The 16,286-nt window shown below is 73.3% G+C and carries 14 protein-coding genes; 6 read left to right on the forward strand and 8 right to left on the reverse strand.

Going from position 1 to position 16,286, the window contains the following annotated elements; translation table 11 throughout:
* Positions 1 to 114: 114 nt before the first annotated feature.
* The 5 genes from HWY08_RS13770 to ruvX all read right to left on the reverse strand — a co-directional run bounded on the left by HWY08_RS13770 (position 115) and on the right by ruvX (position 6,457).
* A complete protein-coding gene (locus HWY08_RS13770; RefSeq protein WP_176066124.1) occupies positions 115 to 1,611 on the reverse strand; it encodes a SpoVR family protein in 1,497 nt (498 codons plus the stop codon).
* Positions 1,612 to 1,646: 35 nt separating this feature from the next.
* Positions 1,647 to 2,753, reverse strand: coding sequence for a DUF444 family protein (locus HWY08_RS13775; RefSeq protein WP_176066126.1), 1,107 nt, complete (start codon positions 2,751 to 2,753; stop codon positions 1,647 to 1,649).
* A gap of 4 nt (positions 2,754 to 2,757) precedes the next feature.
* On the reverse strand, positions 2,758 to 4,851 hold the full coding sequence (locus tag HWY08_RS13780) for a PrkA family serine protein kinase (protein WP_176066128.1): 2,094 nt from the start codon (positions 4,849 to 4,851) through the stop codon (positions 2,758 to 2,760).
* A 137-nt stretch (positions 4,852 to 4,988) separates the two neighbouring features.
* Positions 4,989 to 6,047, reverse strand: coding sequence for an endolytic transglycosylase MltG (gene mltG / locus HWY08_RS13785; RefSeq protein ID WP_176066130.1), 1,059 nt, complete (start codon positions 6,045 to 6,047; stop codon positions 4,989 to 4,991).
* Positions 6,044 to 6,457: a Holliday junction resolvase RuvX gene (gene ruvX, locus HWY08_RS13790; protein ID WP_176066132.1), complete on the reverse strand. Its 414-nt coding sequence runs from the start codon at positions 6,455 to 6,457 to the stop codon at positions 6,044 to 6,046. The genes mltG and ruvX overlap by 4 nt, the downstream gene beginning before the upstream one ends.
* Before the next feature lie 176 nt (positions 6,458 to 6,633).
* Between ruvX and HWY08_RS13795 the strand changes: the two genes are divergently transcribed.
* The 5 genes from HWY08_RS13795 (at position 6,634) to HWY08_RS13815 (ending at position 9,955) form a co-directional block, all read left to right on the forward strand.
* Entirely contained in the window at positions 6,634 to 7,719 is a 1,086-nt protein-coding gene (locus HWY08_RS13795) for a hypothetical protein (protein WP_176066134.1), read from the forward strand.
* Positions 7,720 to 7,730: 11 nt separating this feature from the next.
* A complete protein-coding gene (locus HWY08_RS13800; protein WP_235969629.1) occupies positions 7,731 to 8,147 on the forward strand; it encodes a tetratricopeptide repeat protein in 417 nt (138 codons plus the stop codon).
* A gap of 42 nt (positions 8,148 to 8,189) precedes the next feature.
* Positions 8,190 to 8,579, forward strand: coding sequence for a CrcB family protein (locus tag HWY08_RS13805; protein ID WP_176066139.1), 390 nt, complete (start codon positions 8,190 to 8,192; stop codon positions 8,577 to 8,579).
* A gap of 83 nt (positions 8,580 to 8,662) precedes the next feature.
* On the forward strand, positions 8,663 to 8,884 hold the full coding sequence (gene infA / locus HWY08_RS13810) for a translation initiation factor IF-1 (protein WP_012097326.1): 222 nt from the start codon (positions 8,663 to 8,665) through the stop codon (positions 8,882 to 8,884).
* 15 nt (positions 8,885 to 8,899) lie between these two features.
* The gene (locus HWY08_RS13815; protein WP_176066141.1) at positions 8,900 to 9,955 is read left to right on the forward strand and encodes a heparan-alpha-glucosaminide N-acetyltransferase domain-containing protein; all 1,056 of its coding nucleotides are present in this window, start codon (positions 8,900 to 8,902) and stop codon (positions 9,953 to 9,955) included.
* On the opposite strand, the gene HWY08_RS13820 is transcribed toward HWY08_RS13815, so the two are convergent.
* On the reverse strand, positions 9,952 to 11,295 hold the full coding sequence (locus HWY08_RS13820) for a sensor histidine kinase (protein WP_176066143.1): 1,344 nt from the start codon (positions 11,293 to 11,295) through the stop codon (positions 9,952 to 9,954). The two genes, HWY08_RS13815 and HWY08_RS13820, sit on opposite strands and share 4 nt — an antisense overlap.
* A gap of 107 nt (positions 11,296 to 11,402) precedes the next feature.
* Positions 11,403 to 13,316 carry a biosynthetic peptidoglycan transglycosylase gene (locus HWY08_RS13825; RefSeq protein WP_176066145.1) on the reverse strand — a complete coding sequence of 638 codons (1,914 nt, stop codon included), beginning with the start codon at positions 13,314 to 13,316 and terminating at the stop codon, positions 11,403 to 11,405.
* A 142-nt stretch (positions 13,317 to 13,458) separates the two neighbouring features.
* Between HWY08_RS13825 and HWY08_RS13830 the strand changes: the two genes are divergently transcribed.
* A complete protein-coding gene (locus HWY08_RS13830) occupies positions 13,459 to 14,712 on the forward strand; it encodes a TonB family protein (RefSeq protein WP_176066147.1) in 1,254 nt (417 codons plus the stop codon).
* On the opposite strand, the gene gcvPB is transcribed toward HWY08_RS13830, so the two are convergent.
* Positions 14,709 to 16,286 (reverse strand): aminomethyl-transferring glycine dehydrogenase subunit GcvPB, encoded by a 1,578-nt coding sequence (gene gcvPB / locus HWY08_RS13835; protein WP_176066149.1) that lies wholly within the window; start codon positions 16,284 to 16,286, stop codon positions 14,709 to 14,711. The two genes, HWY08_RS13830 and gcvPB, sit on opposite strands and share 4 nt — an antisense overlap.

Consider the following 16,286-nt stretch of genomic DNA (forward strand, 5'->3'; position numbering starts at 1 on the left):
CCAGGCCGGGGCAGGCGAGCGATAGCGGCGAAGCCGCGCGCGAGCCTGCACGGGACCCGGCGAGCGGGGTGGGGCCCCGGCCAGCTTTGCTGGACGGGGCGGGGCGCAGCCCCGCTACAAGTCGATCTTCTTGTCGGAGTGGTCGCGCCCGTCGAAGCGGAAGATCACGCCCCGGCCGTCGAGCTTGCTGATCAGGTTCGCGGGGCGGCGCCAGAGGGACTGGAGGTTGCGCAGGGTGTCGCGGGCGTAGTCGACCTTGAGGTCGACGCCGTCGTGCTTGTGGATGAGCAGCAGCTCGCCGCGGTTCTCGTAGTTGCCGTCCTCGACCGCGATGATGGGCTGGCCGAAGTTCGTCAGCATGTGGAGGAGCTTGTCCTTCACCTTCCTGAACTCGCGCTCCACGATCTCCCAGCGCTGGTGCTTCTCGTTGTAGCCGAACGTGAAGAGCTGCTGGTCGACGCAGAACTCGAGGGTGAGGAACTCGTCGATGAAGGTCACGTCGTTGTAGTGCTTGCGGACCTCGAAGATCTTCTGCCGCCCCGCCCCGAGCTTGCGGTCCCAGCGGCGGCGCTCCTCGAAGGAGTCGCAGTCGTCGTACTCCTTCCCGAAGCGCCCCTTGTTCCAGCGGTCCTCGATGTCGCGCCACAGCTCGACGCCGAGCTTGTAGGGGTTGAGCTGGCCGGGGTGGGTGGCGAGCGTGCCGGAGTGGTGGTCGGCGTAGTCGATCAGCTCGGCGGCGGTGAGCGCCTTCTGCGTCATGATGGTGGAGTGCCAGTAGGTGGCCCACCCCTCGTTCATGATCTTGGTCTGCCCCTGCGGCGCGAAGTAGTAGGCCTCCTCGCGGATGATGGAGAGGACGTCGTGCTCCCAGCGCTCGAGCGGCGCCCACTCGAGCAGGAACTGGAGCACGTCGCGCTCCGGCCGCTCGGGGACCTTCTTCTGGCGCTGGAGGTCCTGCTCGATGCGCTCTTGCTGCGCGCGCATGAACTCGGGCGGGTTGATGTACTCCCGCATGTACTCGCGGCCGGTCTTGAACCCCTTCGCCACGTGCGGCTGCTGCTCGGCCTCGAGCTTCTTGTCGGCGTGCCGGCGCACGTACGGCGACTGGTAGTCGATGAGGTTCTCGATCGACAGGCAGCGGTCGATGAAGTCCTCGACCTTCTCCACCCCCAGCTCGTCCTGGTAGCGGCGCACGCGCGTGGCGTGGTTCGCCATCTGGTCCATCATCTTCCGGTTGGTGTGCCGGAACATGAAGTTGTTCTTGAAGAAGTCGACGTGGCCGAAGACGTGGGCCATGACGAGCTTCTGGTCCACGTCCATGTTGGACTCGAGCAGGTACGCGTACGAGGGGTCGTTGTTGATGACCATCTCGTAGATCTTCGAGAGGCCGTACTCGTACCCCTTCGAGAGCCGCTCGTAGTCCATCCCGAACCGCCAGTGCGGGTAGCGGTTGGGGAAGCCGCCGTACGCGGCCACCATGTTGATCTCGTCGAAGCCGAGCACCTCGAAGACGGTGTCGTAGAAGTCGAGGCCGTAGCCGCGCGCGTAGCCCTCGACCTGCTGGCGGATGTCGTGCAGGTGGGCGGGGAGGTGCGTGTTCTTCTGGCTCATGGGGTGCCCGTGGCGGTGGCGCTCGCGCCGCCGCCCTACTTCCCCTTCCCGAGGAACTGCTTGATGCTGCCGTAGATCGCCTCCTTGTCGGCGATCTCGGAGAGCGCCACGTTCTCGGCCGCGCCCACCGTCTCCTTGAGGTCCTTGATGAACTGGCCGGAGCCGTACGGGCTCTCCACCTGGCCGTAGCAGAAGAGGTTCACCGCCGGGAGGATGGAGGTCTTGAGCAGATCGACGCAGACGCGCGTGTCGTCCGCGCTCCAGTTGTCGCCGTCGGAGAAGTGGAACGGGTAGACGTTCCAGGCGCTCGGCGCGTACTCCGCGTCGATGATCTCCTTGCACAGCTTGTAGGCGGACGAGATCATCGTCCCGCCCGACTCGCGGGTGTGGAAGAAGGTCTCGCGATCCACCTCGCGCGCCACCGCGTCGTGGATGATGTAGCGGGTCTCGAGGCCCTTGTAGTGCTTGCGCAGCCAGGTGTCGATCCAGAAGGACTCGATCCGGACGATCTCCTTCTGCTCGTCCCCCATCGACCCGGACACGTCCATCATGTAGAGGACGACCGCGTTCGTCTCCGGGAGCGGCACCTGCTTCCAGGTCCGGTAGCGGCGGTCCTCTCGCACCGGCACGATCACCGGGCGCCGGTAGTTGTATGCGCCGCTCGCGATCTGCCGCCGCAGCGCCTGCTTGTAGGTGCGCTTGAAGTGGCGCAGCGACTCGGGGCCGGAGGGCGCCACCCCGGTGTACTTGATGCGGCTCGCGACGATGCGGTCCCGGCCGCGGGGCTGGATGCGCGGGAGCTGCAGCTCCTCGCCCAGGATGTCGGCCAGCTCCTCGAGCGAGACGTCCACCTCGAGGAGGTGCTGCCCCTCGCCCTGGCCGGCGGCGCCGGCGCCGTCGCCCGGCTGCGACGGGGAGAGCGGATCGCCCGGATCGCCCGCGCCCTGGCCGACCCCGCCCTGCTGCTTCTCGCCGAAGCGGAAGTGGGGGATGTCGATGGTCGGGACGGGGATGGTGATGAAGTCCTTCCCCTTCTTGCCGATCATCTCTCCCTTCTGGACGTACTTCTTCAGGTTGTTCTTGATCCGCCCGCGGACGATGTCGCGGAACCGGGCGTGATCCTGCTTGATCTTCAGGGACACCGCGTCATTCCTTCGCGTCCCCGCGGGCGAAGATGGACGCCACGAAGTTGAGCACGTCGGTGGAGCAGATCTCGCAGTAGCCGTAGTTCTTCACCAGCCGCTGCTTCACCACGTCGATCTTCTCCTGGGTCTCCCGGTCGACCACGCTCGCCACCAGGCTCTTCAGCTTGATCGAGTCCTTCTGGTCCTCGAACAGCTTCAGCTCGAGCGCCTTGTGCAGCCGCTCGTTCGTCCGGTAGTTGAAGGTCTTCCCCTCGATGGCGAGCGCGCCGATGTAGTTCATGATCTCGCGGCGGAAGTCGTCCTTCCGGCTCTCCGCGATGTCGATCTTCTCCTCGATCGACCGCATGAGGCGCTCGTCCGGCTCCTCGTACTGGCCGGTGTACTTGTTGCGGACCTTCTCCTTCTGCGTGTACGCCTTGATGTTGTCGATGTAGTTGGCGCACAGCTTGGTGATGGCGTCCTCGTCGGCGCTGATGGCGCGCTGCACCTCGTTCTTGACGGTGTCCTCGTACTCGCGCTTCACGTCGGTGAGGAGGTCGCGGAACTTCTTCCGCTGGTCCTCGGAGCTGATGAGCGAGTGCTGCCGCAGGCCCGCCTCGAGCTCGTTCAGCACCATGAACGGGTTCACGCACCCCTCGCCCTTGTCCGAGACGAGCGCGTTCGAGATCTTGTCCTGCACGTACCGGGGGCTGATGCCCTCCATGCCCTCGCGGTGCGCCTCCTTGCGCAGCTCCTTGATGTTGTCCTCGGTGAACGAGGGCAGGCTCTTGCCGTTGTAGAGCTTGAGCTTCTGCAGCAAGGTCAAGTTGTGCTTCTTCGGCTCCTCGAGCCGCGTCAGCACCGCCCACATGGCGGCCATCTCGAGGGTGTGCGGGGCGATGTGCTTGCCCCGGATCTTGTGCGCGTTGTAGTCGCGCTCGTAGATCTTCACCTCCTCGGCCAGCCGCGTGATGTACGGGATGTCGATCTTGACGGTGCGGTCGCGCAGCGCCTCCATGAACTCGTTGTTCTGGAGCTTGCGATACTCGGGCTCGTTGGTGTGGCCGACGATGACCTCGTCGATGTCGGTCTGCGGGAACTTCTTCGGCTTGATCTTGTGCTCCTGGGTCGCGCCGAGGAGGTCGTAGAGGAACGCGACGTCGAGCTTCAGGATCTCGACGAACTCGATGACGCCGCGGTTGGCGATGTTGAACTCGCCGTCGAAGTTGAAGGCGCGCGGGTCGGAGTCCGAGCCGTACTCCGCGATCTTCCGGTAGTTGATGTCGCCGGTGAGCTCGGTGGAGTCCTGGTTCTTCTCGTCCTTGGGCTGGAACGTCCCGATGCCGACCCGGTCCTTCTCGGACAGGATCTGCCGCCGCACCCGGACGTGGCTCATGACCTCCTGCCAGTCGCCCTTGTACTCGGTGAGCAGCTCCTTCTGGATGAACCGGCAGGCGGGGCACAGGTCGCCGGTGTCCGGGATGCGGTAGCCCGAGTCCGGCGGCGAGAGCTCGGCGTAGACGCGCTCGCGCCACTCCTGCGGGATGAGGTGGAGCGGCTCCTCGTGCATGGGGCAGGGCATGAGCTCGCGCCGCTTCACCCGGCCGCCGTTCGGCGCGTCCACCTCGCGCTCGACGTCCCAGCCGAAGGTGTAGAGCGCGCCATCGGCGGTCTTCGAGTAGGCCTCGAGCCCCTTCTTGAGCAGCCGGGCGATGGTGGACTTCGACGAGCCGACCGGGCCGTGGAGCAGGATGACGCGCTTCTCGGTGCCGTACTGCTGCGCCGCGCTCTTGAAGACGTTCACGAGCTTCATGAGCGCGATGTCGAGGCCGTAGATCGCGTCCTTCCCGCCGAACACCGGGTCGGTGAAGAAGTCGTACCGGATGAGCTTCTTCTTGTTGTCGAGGTACTCGGTCTTCCCGTGCGACAGGATCATGTCGTAGACGCGCTGGTAGGCGGTCCGCGTGACCTTGGGGTTCTTCCGCACGATCTCGAGGTAGTCCTCGAACGTGCCCTCCCAGTGCTGCTCGGAGTAGCTCCGGCGGTCCTGCATCTCTGCGATGCGGGACAGCCAGCCGGTGCCGGTTGCGGTGGTCAATTCGCGAGGCTCTCGCATGCACGCTCCCTTCAAGCCTGGACCAGTCGAGGATAGTGACCGCCCGGTGCTTGTGCAGGCGGGCATCACCGCTCACCCTTACGGGCTGGCGGGGCGTCGCGGGAGGCGCCGCCGGCGGCGGCGCGGCGGCCCGGAGGTCAGCGGCCGCGGTGGCGGAAGAACTCGACCTGCCAGCGCCGGACGGCGGCGTTATGACAGACGAGGTCGGGGCAGAAGACGTGCGTGCCGTCGTTGCGCGACACGAAGTAGAGGTCGTTGCACGCGGCCGGGTGGAGGGCGGCGCGCAGGGCGGCCGCTCCGGGGCTCGCGATCGGGCCCGGCGGGAGCCCGGCCACCGTATACGTGTTGTAGGGGTGCACCGCGAGCAGGTCCGCGCGGGTGATGTTCTGGGACCAGCGGCCCCCGTGGCGCAGCATGGTCGCGTACATCACGGTGGGGTCCGTCTGCAGGCGCATGCCGCGCCGGAGCCGGTTGTGGAAGACGCACGCGATGCGCGGCCGCTCCTCCGGCTGCCCCGTCTCCTTCTCGATGATCGAGGCGAGCGTGACGGCCTGCTTCTCGTCGAGCTTCACCTCGGGCGCTCGCCCGGCGTCGGCGTCGCGCCAGGCGGCCTTGAAGCGCTGCACCATGGCGGCCAGCACCGCGCGCGGCCGGGGGCCGCGCGGGAAGGTGTAGGTGTCGGGGAAGAGGAAGCCCTCCAGGTTGTCGGAGGGCACGCCGAGCTCGCGCGCGAGCGCAGGATCGCCCATGAGCGGCAGGAGCTCGGAGGCGCGCCCCAGGCCGGCCTGCTCGATCACCCCCGCGATCTCCTGCATGCGGAGGCCCTCGGCGACGGTGAACTGGTACAGCTTCACCTCGCCCCGGTAGACCTTCTCCAGCACCTCGTCGGGCCGGAGCGCGCCCGAGAACCCGTACTCTCCGGCCTTGAGCGGCCGGCGATCGCGCTTCCAGCCCTGCTTCCACCAGCGCAGCCAGCGCCAGGCGAGGCGCTCGTCCGAGAGCACCCCGGCGCGGGCGAGGAGGCGCACGACCTGGTGCGGGCCGGCGCCGGCGGGGATCTCGACCACCTTCTCCTCTTCGGAGCCGTAGGGCGCGTCGCGAAACCGCGCCAGCTCGCGCAGCTCGAAGGCGGCGACCGCGGCGGCGGCCGCGAGCGCGATCGCGACCAGGGCCGCGGCGATGCGGAGGGCTCTCATCCGGTCCTCGCGTCCAGCCACGTCTGCAGGATGACGGCGGCCGCCTCGGCGTCGATCACCGAGCGCTGCGCGCGGGCGGAGAGGCCCCGCTCGCGCAGGCGCACCGACGCCTCGAAGGTGGAGAGGCGCTCGTCGAAGAGCTCGACCGCCAGCCCCAGCTCGTCCGCCAGCTTGGCGGCGAAGGCGCGCGCCAGCCGGGCCGAGCCGCCCTCGGTCCCGTCCATGTTGAGCGGGAGCCCCACCACCGCCCGCGTCACCTCCCACTCGGCGACCACCCGGCGCAGCCGCGCCAGGTCGGCCGCCTCGCCTCGCCGCGCCACGGTCTCGAGCGGCCGCGCCGTCCCGAGGACGTCGTCCGCCAGCGCGAGGCCGATCCGGGCGCGCCCGAGGTCGAGGCCGAGGTAACGCACCGGCCGAATCTACGCCGAGCGGCCGCGCCGTCCAACCGTCCGCCGCGCGGCCGGAGGGGCGGGGCGCGCTCCCCGCCCTCGGGCCAACTGCCCGGAACCACGGCCCCGCCGGCTGGCATGGCGGGCGCTGTAGGGGAGGGTCGCTGGAACGAACCCTTCGAGCGAGGCGGACGGACATGGCGATTGCCGAGGTGGGCGGAGGCGCCCTGGCGCGGGGCGCGAGCGAGCTGGGCGACGCGGCGGGGCCGGCGCTGGCCGACAGCGCCGCGGCCCCGGCGCGGCGCCTCCCCGAGGCCTCCGTTGCGGGGGCGTGGGGGCGCGGCGCCCTCGACGACGCCGCGGCGGTCCCGGAGCAGGCGCGGCCGTACCCGCCCATGCCGGCGCGCACGGGCTACGCGCCGCGCGCGCTCGCCTTCACCGCGGCGGAGCGGGGCTATGCGAGCCCGAGCGCGACGGCGAAGGCGGCGTCGAAGACCTCCGCGACCGCGACCGCGAAGAAGGCGTCCTCGTCCAGGACCACGGCGACCAAGACGTCCGCGAAGACGACCTCGAAGACCACGTCGAAGAGCACCTCCGCCGAGCTGGCGTTCCTGAGCGACCCGCGCCTCAGCATCGAGGACAAGCTGTTCCAGTTCATGGCGCTCATGCAGCAGAAGAGCGACCGCGAGCTCGTGGACGCCATGAAGCAGTACGAGGTCAAGAAGGCCGCGTCGGCCGCGAAGAGCGGCTCGACCAGCAAGTCGTCGGGCGGCGCGGGGGACGAGCCGAAGACCTCCGGCGGAGGCGGCGGCGGGGGGCTGTTCGGCGCGCTCGGGGACGCGCTCGGCGGGCTCGCCAAGACGGTGGTCGGCGGCGCCGAGTCGCTGGCGAAGGACCTCGGCGGGCCACTCCTCGCGGCCGGGTGCACCGCGGTCGGGCTGCCCTTCCTGGCGCCGGTCGCGCTGGAGGTCGGCGGGACGCTGGCGAAGACGGCGGTGAGCGGCCTCGCCGCGGCGGCCGGGCTCGACGCGCTGGGCTCGCCGGCGAAGTCGAGCGGGGGCTCGAGCCGCGCCGCGGCCTCCGGCACCTCGAAGGCCTCCAGCTCGGCGGCCGGCGCCTCCTCGAAGAGCGCGGCGGCGGACGACGGCGAGCTCGACGAGAAGCTCGAGATGATGAAGCTGCAGCGGCTGGTGGAGAAGCAGTCGACGATGTTCGCAGCCCTGTCGAACGTCCTCAAGGCGCTGCACGAGAGCCAGATGTCGGCCGTGAACAACATCCGTTGATGGGAGGCGCCGTGATCACCCTGGAGGAGCTGGCGAGCGGGACCACCCTGGCCGAGGCGCAGGGCATGACGGAGGAGCTGGGGCGCGCCGCGGCCCGGCTGGCGGGCGCGGAGCTGGAGGCGGGGCGGCTCGAGACCGCCCGGGAGATCCTGGAGGGCCTGGCCGTCACGAACCCTCACGACCCCGCGCCGTGGGCCATGCTGGCGCTCGTCGCGCGGCGGCGGGGGCGCCTCCTCGCCGCGCGCGTCTGCGCCGAGACCGCCTACCGGCTCGCGCCCGAGGACGCCCAGGTCCGGCTGGTCCGGGCCGAGGTCCTCCTCTGCGACCCGGAGGAGCGCGGGCGCGCCCGGGCCGAGCTGGCGGGGCTCGCCGGCGCCGAGGCGACGGTGGCGGCGCGGGCGCGGGCGCTCCTCACCGCCCTCGGCTGAATCGCGACGAAGGGCGCGGCGGGCGCGGTATGCTCGATCCGCGTGTCTCCTCCGCTCCGCTTCCTGCTCGTCTGCCTGGCCGGCGCGGCCGGCACGGGCGCGCGCTTCCTCGTCACGACCGGTCTGCTGCGCTGGCTCGGCCCCGCCTTTCCGAGCGGTACGCTGACGGTGAACCTCGTGGGGTCGCTGCTCCTGGGCGTGATCATGGAGCTCGCGCTCCACGGCGCGGTCGGGCCCGACACCCGCGTCGTGCTCGCCGCGGGCGTGATGGGAGGGTTCACGACCTACTCCTCGTTCAACTACGAGGCGCTCGGGTACCTCCAGCGCGGAGCGTGGGCGCTGTTCGCCGGTTATCTCGCGGCCACCGTGCTGGGCTGCCTCGCGATGGGGGCGCTCGGGGTCGCTGGGGCGCGCTGGCTCCTCGCCGGGTGAGCGGCGGCGCCGCGCCGGCGAAGCTTGACGATCGCGGGGAACCTCGGGGATATTCCGCGCGCGTACCTGACCGAAGGAGCGCGATGAGCGAGAAGGAAGCGGGCATCGAGGTCCAGGGCACCGTCGAGGAGGCGCTCGCCGGGGGCATGTACCGCGTCAAGGTGGACCAGGGCCCGACCGTCCTCGCCTACGCCTCCGGGAAGATGAAGAAGTTCCACATCCGCATCATCCCCGGCGACCGCGTCAAGCTCGAGCTCTCCCCGTACGACCTCACCCGCGGTCGCATCACCTACCGCGACAAGTAGCGGTCCGGCTCCGCGATGGCGGCTCCACGCAGGCGCTGGCTGGACCGGCAGCGCGGGATCGCGGTGCTCCTCATGGTCGAGGTGCACACGCTCGACGCCTGGCTCGCGCCGCGCAGCGGCGAGGGGCCGCTGCGCGACGCGCTCCTCATGGCCGGCGGCTTCGCCGCGCCCGCCTTCCTGTTCATGGCCGGGCTGTCCCAGGTGCTCGGAGACGCCGCGCTCGGAGCGCGCGGCGCGCCGCCCGGCGAGCGGCGGCGGCGCGCGCTCGGGCGCGCGGCCTGGCTGCTCGGGGTCGCCTACGCCTTCCGCGGGCTGGAGTACGCGCTCGGCGGCGCCTGGCGGGTGGCGGGCGGCTGGCGCGACCTCCTGCGGGTCGACATCCTCAACGTGCTGGCGGTCGCACTGGCGCTGGGCGCGATCCTCCTCGTCGGCCGCGCCCGGCGGCTCCAGCTCGCGGTCGCCGCCGGCGCGGCGCTGGCCGTGGTCCTCTGCACCCCGCCCGCGGCGGCCTGGGCCCACGTGCCGTCGCGGGTCCTCGACTACCTCTATGCGACCTACCCCCGCGCGAACTTCTCCCTGCTCAACTGGGTGGGCTTCTTCTTCGGGGGCGCGGCCGCCGGGGCGCTCGTCGCCGAGCGCGATCGCCCCTGGCCGCTGCTGGCGCTCGCGGCCGCCGTGGCCGCGGCCGCCGCCGCCGCGCACGCGCTCCCGGCGTTCTACGCCCACCAGGACTTCTGGCGCACCTCGCCGGCGTGGTTCGGGCTGCGGCTGGCGGGCGTGCTGGCCCTCACCGCGCTCCTCCAGCTCGCGCCGGCGGAGTGGGAGCGGGGGCTGGGGTGGCTCACCACGCTCGGCCGGCACTCGCTGCTCGGCTACGTGGCGTCGGTGGAGCTCACCTACGGGGTCGCCAGCCATCCGCTGCACCGCGCGCTCTCGATGGGGAGCGTCCTCTGCGGCATCGCGGTGATGTCCGCCGTGACCTGGCTCCTCGCGCTGGCGGCGGAGCGCCTCTCGCCGCGGCGGCACGGCGGGAGCGGCGCGGCCGTCCCGAGCACGCCCAGCCCGGCCTAGCCCGTCCCGAGCCTCGGCGCGCGCTGCTCGGGCTCCGAGGAGCCGCTCGAGGCGTCGGCCGACCGCAGCCGGATCCGGAAGAGGGCGCCGCCGCCGTGCGCGGGCTCGTGCTCGAGGAGGCCGCCGGAGGCCATCACGTTCTCCCGCGAGAGGACGAGGCCGAGGCCCGTCCCGCGCTCGCCCTTGGTGGTGAAGAACGGCTCGAACAGGTGCTCGGCCGCCTCGGCGCTGAGCCCGGGGCCGGAGTCCTCCACCTCGATGAGGACCTCGTCCCCGGCCGCGCGCGCCCGCACCAGGATGCGCCGGTCGCGGCCCGCGCCGCCCGCCTGCACGGCGTCGGCCGCGTTCACGACCAGGTTCAGCACCGCCTGTGACACGCGCCGGGCGTGCGCGCGCACCTGGGGCAACCCGTCCTCCACCTCGACGCGGAGGTCGGCGACGTCCCGCACCCGCGCGGAGGCGAGCCGCAGGGCGTCCTCGACGAGCTCCGGGACGGCGCAGGGGCCCGGCGCCTCGCGGTCCTCGCGCGCGAACGCCTGCAGGTCGCTCACCACGCGCGCGATGTGGTCGAGGCCGCGCCCGGTGTCGGCGAGCACCTCGAGCAGCTGCGCCGGGGGGCAGCGGCCCGCCGGCAGGGACTCGGCCAGCCACTCCACGTTCCCCTTCGCGTAGGCGAGGGGGTTGTTGATCTCGTGGGCGATCCCGGCGGCGAGCCGGCCCACCGTGGCGAGCTTCTCGGCGCTGGCGCGCCGGCGCTCCGAGCGCGCCAGCTCCTCGGTGGCCCAGACGCAGGCGTGCTCGCTCGCGACCTCCGTGGCCCACGCGCGCAGGTACAGGAACGTGCCCCACAGGGCGAGGCTGCCGGCCGCGACCGACATGAGCAGCCAGGTCGCGAGGTCGAGCGCGGGGTGGCCGCTGCTCCAGAGCAAGACGGCGCCTCCGACGGTGGTGACGGCGGAGGCGAGCGCGGCGCTGGCGGGCTGCTCGGGCGAGACCACCATGACGGCGAGCGGCAGCGCGAGCAGGAAGTTGAAGTAGACGCCGTCCGCGCCGCCGGTGACGGCCACGATCGCGACCAGGGCGGCGCCGCTGGCGAGCCCGAGCAGCTGCCCGGCTGCGGCGGCGAGGCGCGGGCGCTCGGGGCGGAGCGCGGGGATGGCCCCGAGGAGCATGGCCACCCACAGCACCCGGACGGCGGCCGCGGCCTGGCCGCCCGTCGCCTGCGCCAGGTCGACGGGGAGGAAGGACCCCACCAGCGCGGCGGCGACCGCGACCGCCCGCCGGCGGTGCGTCATGAGCCGGGCGGAGGCCTGCGAGCAGTTCCGGAGCGGGAGCGGCACCTCCCGATACCTACCACGAACGCGCAGCCCCATCGTGACACTTGCGGTGGAGACTGACAGCTGCCGTTGCCGCGGCGCGCCAAGGCCTCACGGCGGCGCCGGGGCGCTCAGCGCCCGGCGAAGGCGAGCGGCGCGTACCACGCCTCGTAGAACTGGTCGTCGTCGAGCGCGTCCACCGCGCGCTCCTTCACCAGGAGCGCGCGGACGCGCTCCTCCCAGCGCTCGGTGAGCGCGCCGCGCCGCCGGTAGAGGTCGAACCGCGCCGGGTTGGGCAGGACGGTGGCGAGGAAGGCCGCCTCCTTGGGCGAGAGGTCGCGCGGGTCCTTCCCGAACCAGTGGCGGGCCGCCTCGCCCAGGCCGTGGACGCCGCCCGGGCCCCACTCGACCGCGTTGAGGTAGATCTCGAGGAGCCGCCGCTTGGGGAGGGAGCTCTCCAGGGCGAGGGTGACGATCGCCTCGCGCACCTTGCGCACCAGCGTGCGGTCGGGCGTCAAGAAGAGGTTCTTCGCGAGCTGCTGGGTGAGCGTCGACGCGCCGCGCAGGCGCCGGTCGCCGGAGCGGGAGAGGGCCTCCTGCACCTCGCGCACGTCGAACCCGTGGTGCACGAAGAAGCCAGCGTCCTCGCTCAGCACCACCGCCCGCCACACGTGGGCCGGGAGCGTCGCCAGGGGGACGAAGGCGGGGTTCGCGGGGCCGACGAGCACCTCGCGCGCCCCGCCGCCCGGGAGCGGCGCGCGGAAGGCGAAGGGCCGGTCGAGGGGGCGCGCCTGCGCCGCCGCGGGGCGCAGCGCGCGCAGGTCCACGTCGCCGTCGAGCCGCCACGCCGCCGGCCGCCGCAGCGGCCCCGCGAGCGAGAGCCGGCCGCCCAGCGCGCCCTCGAGCCTGGGCGCCTCGGCGGGAGGCCGGAGCGCGGGCGGGAGCGCCGCGACGGCGGCAGCCCAGTCGACCTGGCGCGCGCGGACCGCCAGCTCGAGGGCGGGCTCGCCGCCGAGGCCGAGGGCCGCGTCGAGCTCCACCTGGGCGAGGCCGCTCGTCCCGAGCTCGGCGCGGCCGCCCTCCAGCGCGAGCCGCCGCGCCCGCGGGTCCCAGCGCAAGGTGGCGGAGAGCCGGCCGGCGAGCGGCCCCACCGGCTGCGGCGCGAGGCGCGCCCAGCGCACCGCGAGCCCGCGCACCTCCGCCTCGAGCTCCGCGGTGAGCGCCGCCTCGCGCTCCACCCGCGGCACCCGCAGCGCGAGGTCGAGCGCGCCGTCCTCCACGCCGAACGGGAGGCGGCCGCGCAGCGCGGCGGGGATCGCGCCCGGGCTGGCCCCCCGCAGCCGGAGGGCGAGCGCCGGCGGGCCGGCGCCCCACCGCGCGTCGAGCTCGCCGTCGCCTCCGCCCGGCAGCCGGAGCGCGAGGCGCGCCACGCGCCGCCCGTCCTCCCGGGCCAGCTCGGCCCGGCCGGAGAGCGCGCCGGTCTCGATCACCAGCGCGCGCGCCCCGCGGGCGAGCGCCGTCCGGATGCGCAGGTCCTGGAAGGTGATGCGAGGCGGCGCGGCTTGCGGCGGGGCGGCGCCGCCGGGGCGCGCCGGCGCGGCGAGCTCGGCCAGCTCCTCCAGCGCGCCCCCGCGCACGCCGGCGTCCACCCGCACGCCCTCGAGGCGCACCGCGCCCGGCTCGAGCCTGGCGCCGAGGAGCGCGGCGAGCCGCGGGCGCACCGCGACGCGCGCGACGGTGAGGACGGGCGGCGCGCCCGCCGCGCGGGCGGGCACCACCACCGGGCCGAAGACGAGCTCGAAGCGCGGGCTCAGGCGCGCCTCCCCGACGAGCCGCGCGCGGGGGGCGCGCTCCGCCAGGGCCTGCGCCACGCGGGCGCGCAGCTCCGCCCGCGCCGCGCCCGTCTGGGCCGCCGCCCACAGCGCCAGGGTGAGCAGGGCGCCGCCCGCCGCCACGGCGGTCGCCGCGCGGAGCGCGCGCGGGGCGGCGGGGACGGGGGAGGGTGAGGGGGCCGGCGTCGGGGCCGGGCGGGGGTTGGGGCGCAAGGCGGCGTATGGTAGCGGCGGCGCCGCGGGGGTCAACGGATGCCTCGCCGCGCGGCAGGCGGAGGGCGCGCCTGGCGGCCCCGCGGCCCCCCTGCGGGCAGGCCGGACGGGGTCCGTGCGTTACAATGAGCGGCGGGAGAACTTGAGCTACCTCGGTCCCAGCCTCCGCCGGCGACGCCGGCGCCAGCGCCCCGGGCTCCGCCTGGCGGCGGCGCTGCTCGTGTCGCTGCTCGTCAACGCGGCGGGGCTCCTGCTCGTGCGCACCACGAGCGTGATGGTCCCCTCGCGCGAGGCGGGTGGGCCCGCCCGCTCGGTCGAGCTCGCTCCGCTCTCGTCGGCCCAGTGGGAGGCGAACCGCCGGCCCGCGAGCGGCGCCGCGGCCCCGCGCCCCTCCACGCCGCTGACCCTCGCGCCCGCGCCGCCCCCCGCCCCGCCGCCGCCGCGCAGCGCCCCGGGCCAGGTGGTCGACGTCGCGCCCTCGAAGAACGCCACCCCGCCCAAGGACAGCCGGTTCGTGGCCGAGCACGACAGCACGGTGGAGAAGGAGACGCGCTCGCGCCACGCGGCGGCGGGCTTCAAGAACACGCTCCCCAAGCCCTCGCAGCCGAACCCCGCCGCGCCGCCGCCTCCGGAGGCGCGCCAGCAGGCGCGCGCCGAGGAGGGCGGCAGCCGCGCGGGCGCGCGCGCCACCGCGCGGCCCAGCTCGGGCGCGGGCTCCGGCAAGCCCACCTTGCCCGATCAGCCGGCGCGCCAGCAGCTCGCGCTGCGCCTCGACCCCCGCGGCGGCCTCCAGCTGCGCGCGCCGAAGCCGGGCGTGCGCGGCAACGGCTCCGCCTTCTCCCCTGGCGCGCAGCCGCCGGGCGGCGCGCCCGCGCCCGGCGAGGGCGGCCGCGGCGGCGAGGGGCAGGGCCGCGGCGAGGGGAAGGGGCTGCAGCTCAGGCCGAGCGCCAGCAACTACGATCAGCTCGCCGGCGGGCCGGCGCCCGACAAGCTCGACGGGGTCGAGGAGGGGGAGGGCACCTACCTCAACACGCGCGAGTGGAAGTACGCGAGCTACTTCAACCGCATCAAGCAGGCGGTGGCGACCCAGTGGCAGCCGTCCGAGAGCCTGCGCCTGCGCGACCCGACCGGCGAGCGCTTCGCGTACAAGGACCGGGTCACGGTGGTGTCGGTGACGCTCGACGCCGCCGGCAGCCTCAAGGGGCTCCAGGTCCAGCGCTCGAGCGGGGTGGACTTCCTCGACGCCACCGCGCTCGAGGCGTTCCGGAAGGCGCAGCCGTTCGTGAACCCGCCGCGCGGGCTCGCCAACGACCGGGGCGAGATCGCCTTCGTCTTCGGCTTCTACCTCGAGGTCGGCTCGGGCCTGCACATCTTCCGCGGCCCGGCGGGCCCCTAGCGCTCGCCGGCCGTCATCCCCGGCTTCCAGCGCAGGATCGGCTTGCGGGCGGCGCGCGTCTCGTCGAGGCGCTCCCGCACCGGCTTGCGCGGCGACGCCTTCACGCCGTCGGGGTCGCGCTGCGCCTGCTCCGCCACCTGGCGCATGCCGTCGATGAAGCGGTCGAGCGTCTCCTTCGTCTCGGTCTCGGTGGGCTCGATCATGAGCGCGCCGTGGACCACCAGCGGGAAGTAGACGGTGGGCGGGTGGAACCCGTGGTCGATGAGCCGCTTCGCGACGTCCATGGTGGTGACGCCGGTGGCCTTGAGGTTCTTGTCGGTGAAGACCACCTCGTGCAGCGAGTCGGTCGCGTAGGGCAGGTCGTAGACGTCGGCCAGCTTGGCGCGGACGTAGTTCGCGTTCAGCACCGCCAGCCGGCCCGTGGCCGCCAGGCCCTCCGGCCCGTACTCGCGGATGAGCGCCAGCGCGCGCACGAACATGCCGAAGTTGCCGTGGAACTCGCGGACCCGGCCGATGCTCTGCGGGCGCTCGGCGGCGTCCTTCACCAGGCGGTAGCCCGCGCCCTCCTTCACCACGATGGGCAAGGGCAGGAACGGGACCAGCTTCTCCGAGACCGCGACCGGGCCCGAGCCGGGGCCGCCGCCGCCGTGGGGGGTGGCGAAGGTCTTGTGCAGGTTGAACTGCATGACGTCGAAGCCCATGTCGCCCGGCCGGGCCACGCCGAGCAGCGCGTTCAGGTTCGCGCCGTCGCCGTACACCAGGCCGCCCCGCGCGTGCACGATCTCCGCGATCTCGGCGATGTGCGACTCGAACACGCCGAGCGTGTTCGGGTTCGTGATCATGATGGCGGCGACGTCGTCGTCCATCGCGGCGCGCACCGTGTCGGGGTGGAGGCGGCCGTCCGGCCCGCTCGCCAGCTGGACCACCTCGTAGCCGTTGAGCGCGCTGGTGGCCGGGTTCGTGCCGTGGGCGGTGTCGGGGATGAGCACCTTGCGGCGCGGGTTGCCGCGCGCCACGTGGTACGCCCGGATCATCATGACGCCGGTGAGCTCGCCCTGCGCCCCGGCGGCGGGCGTAAGGGTGGTGGCGGTGAAGCCGGAGATCTCGGAGAGCGCGCGCTCGAGCTCGTGCATGAGCGCGAGCGACCCCTGGGCCAGCTCCTCGGGGAGCAGCGGGTGGGCGTCGGCGAAGCCGGGGAGCCGCGCCAGCGCCTCCGACGACTTCGGGTTGTACTTCATGGTGCACGAGCCGAGCGGGTAGAACCCGGTGTCGATGCCGTGGTTCCAGGCGCTGAGCCGGGTGAAGTGGCGCACCACCTCCAGCTCGGAGACGGCGGGCAGCTCGGCGATCTCGCCGCGGAGCAGCTCCGGCCCCAGCTCCGCCGCCGGGTCGAAGTCGCCGCTCGGGCGGGGCAAGGACACGCCGCAGCGCTCGCCGGCCGAGCCGCGCTCGAAGAGCAGCTTCTCCTCGTAGGCGAGGCCGCGCGTGGCGCCGCCGGCACCGACGTCGAGCCGGGGCTCGGCCGCCGCCGCGCCCTCCTCCAGGCTGGGCTTCCATCCGGTGGGATTGGCCAT

It is taken from the genome of Anaeromyxobacter diazotrophicus, from assembly GCF_013340205.1.
In the GTDB taxonomy this organism is placed as follows: domain Bacteria; phylum Myxococcota; class Myxococcia; order Myxococcales; family Anaeromyxobacteraceae; genus Anaeromyxobacter_A; species Anaeromyxobacter_A diazotrophicus.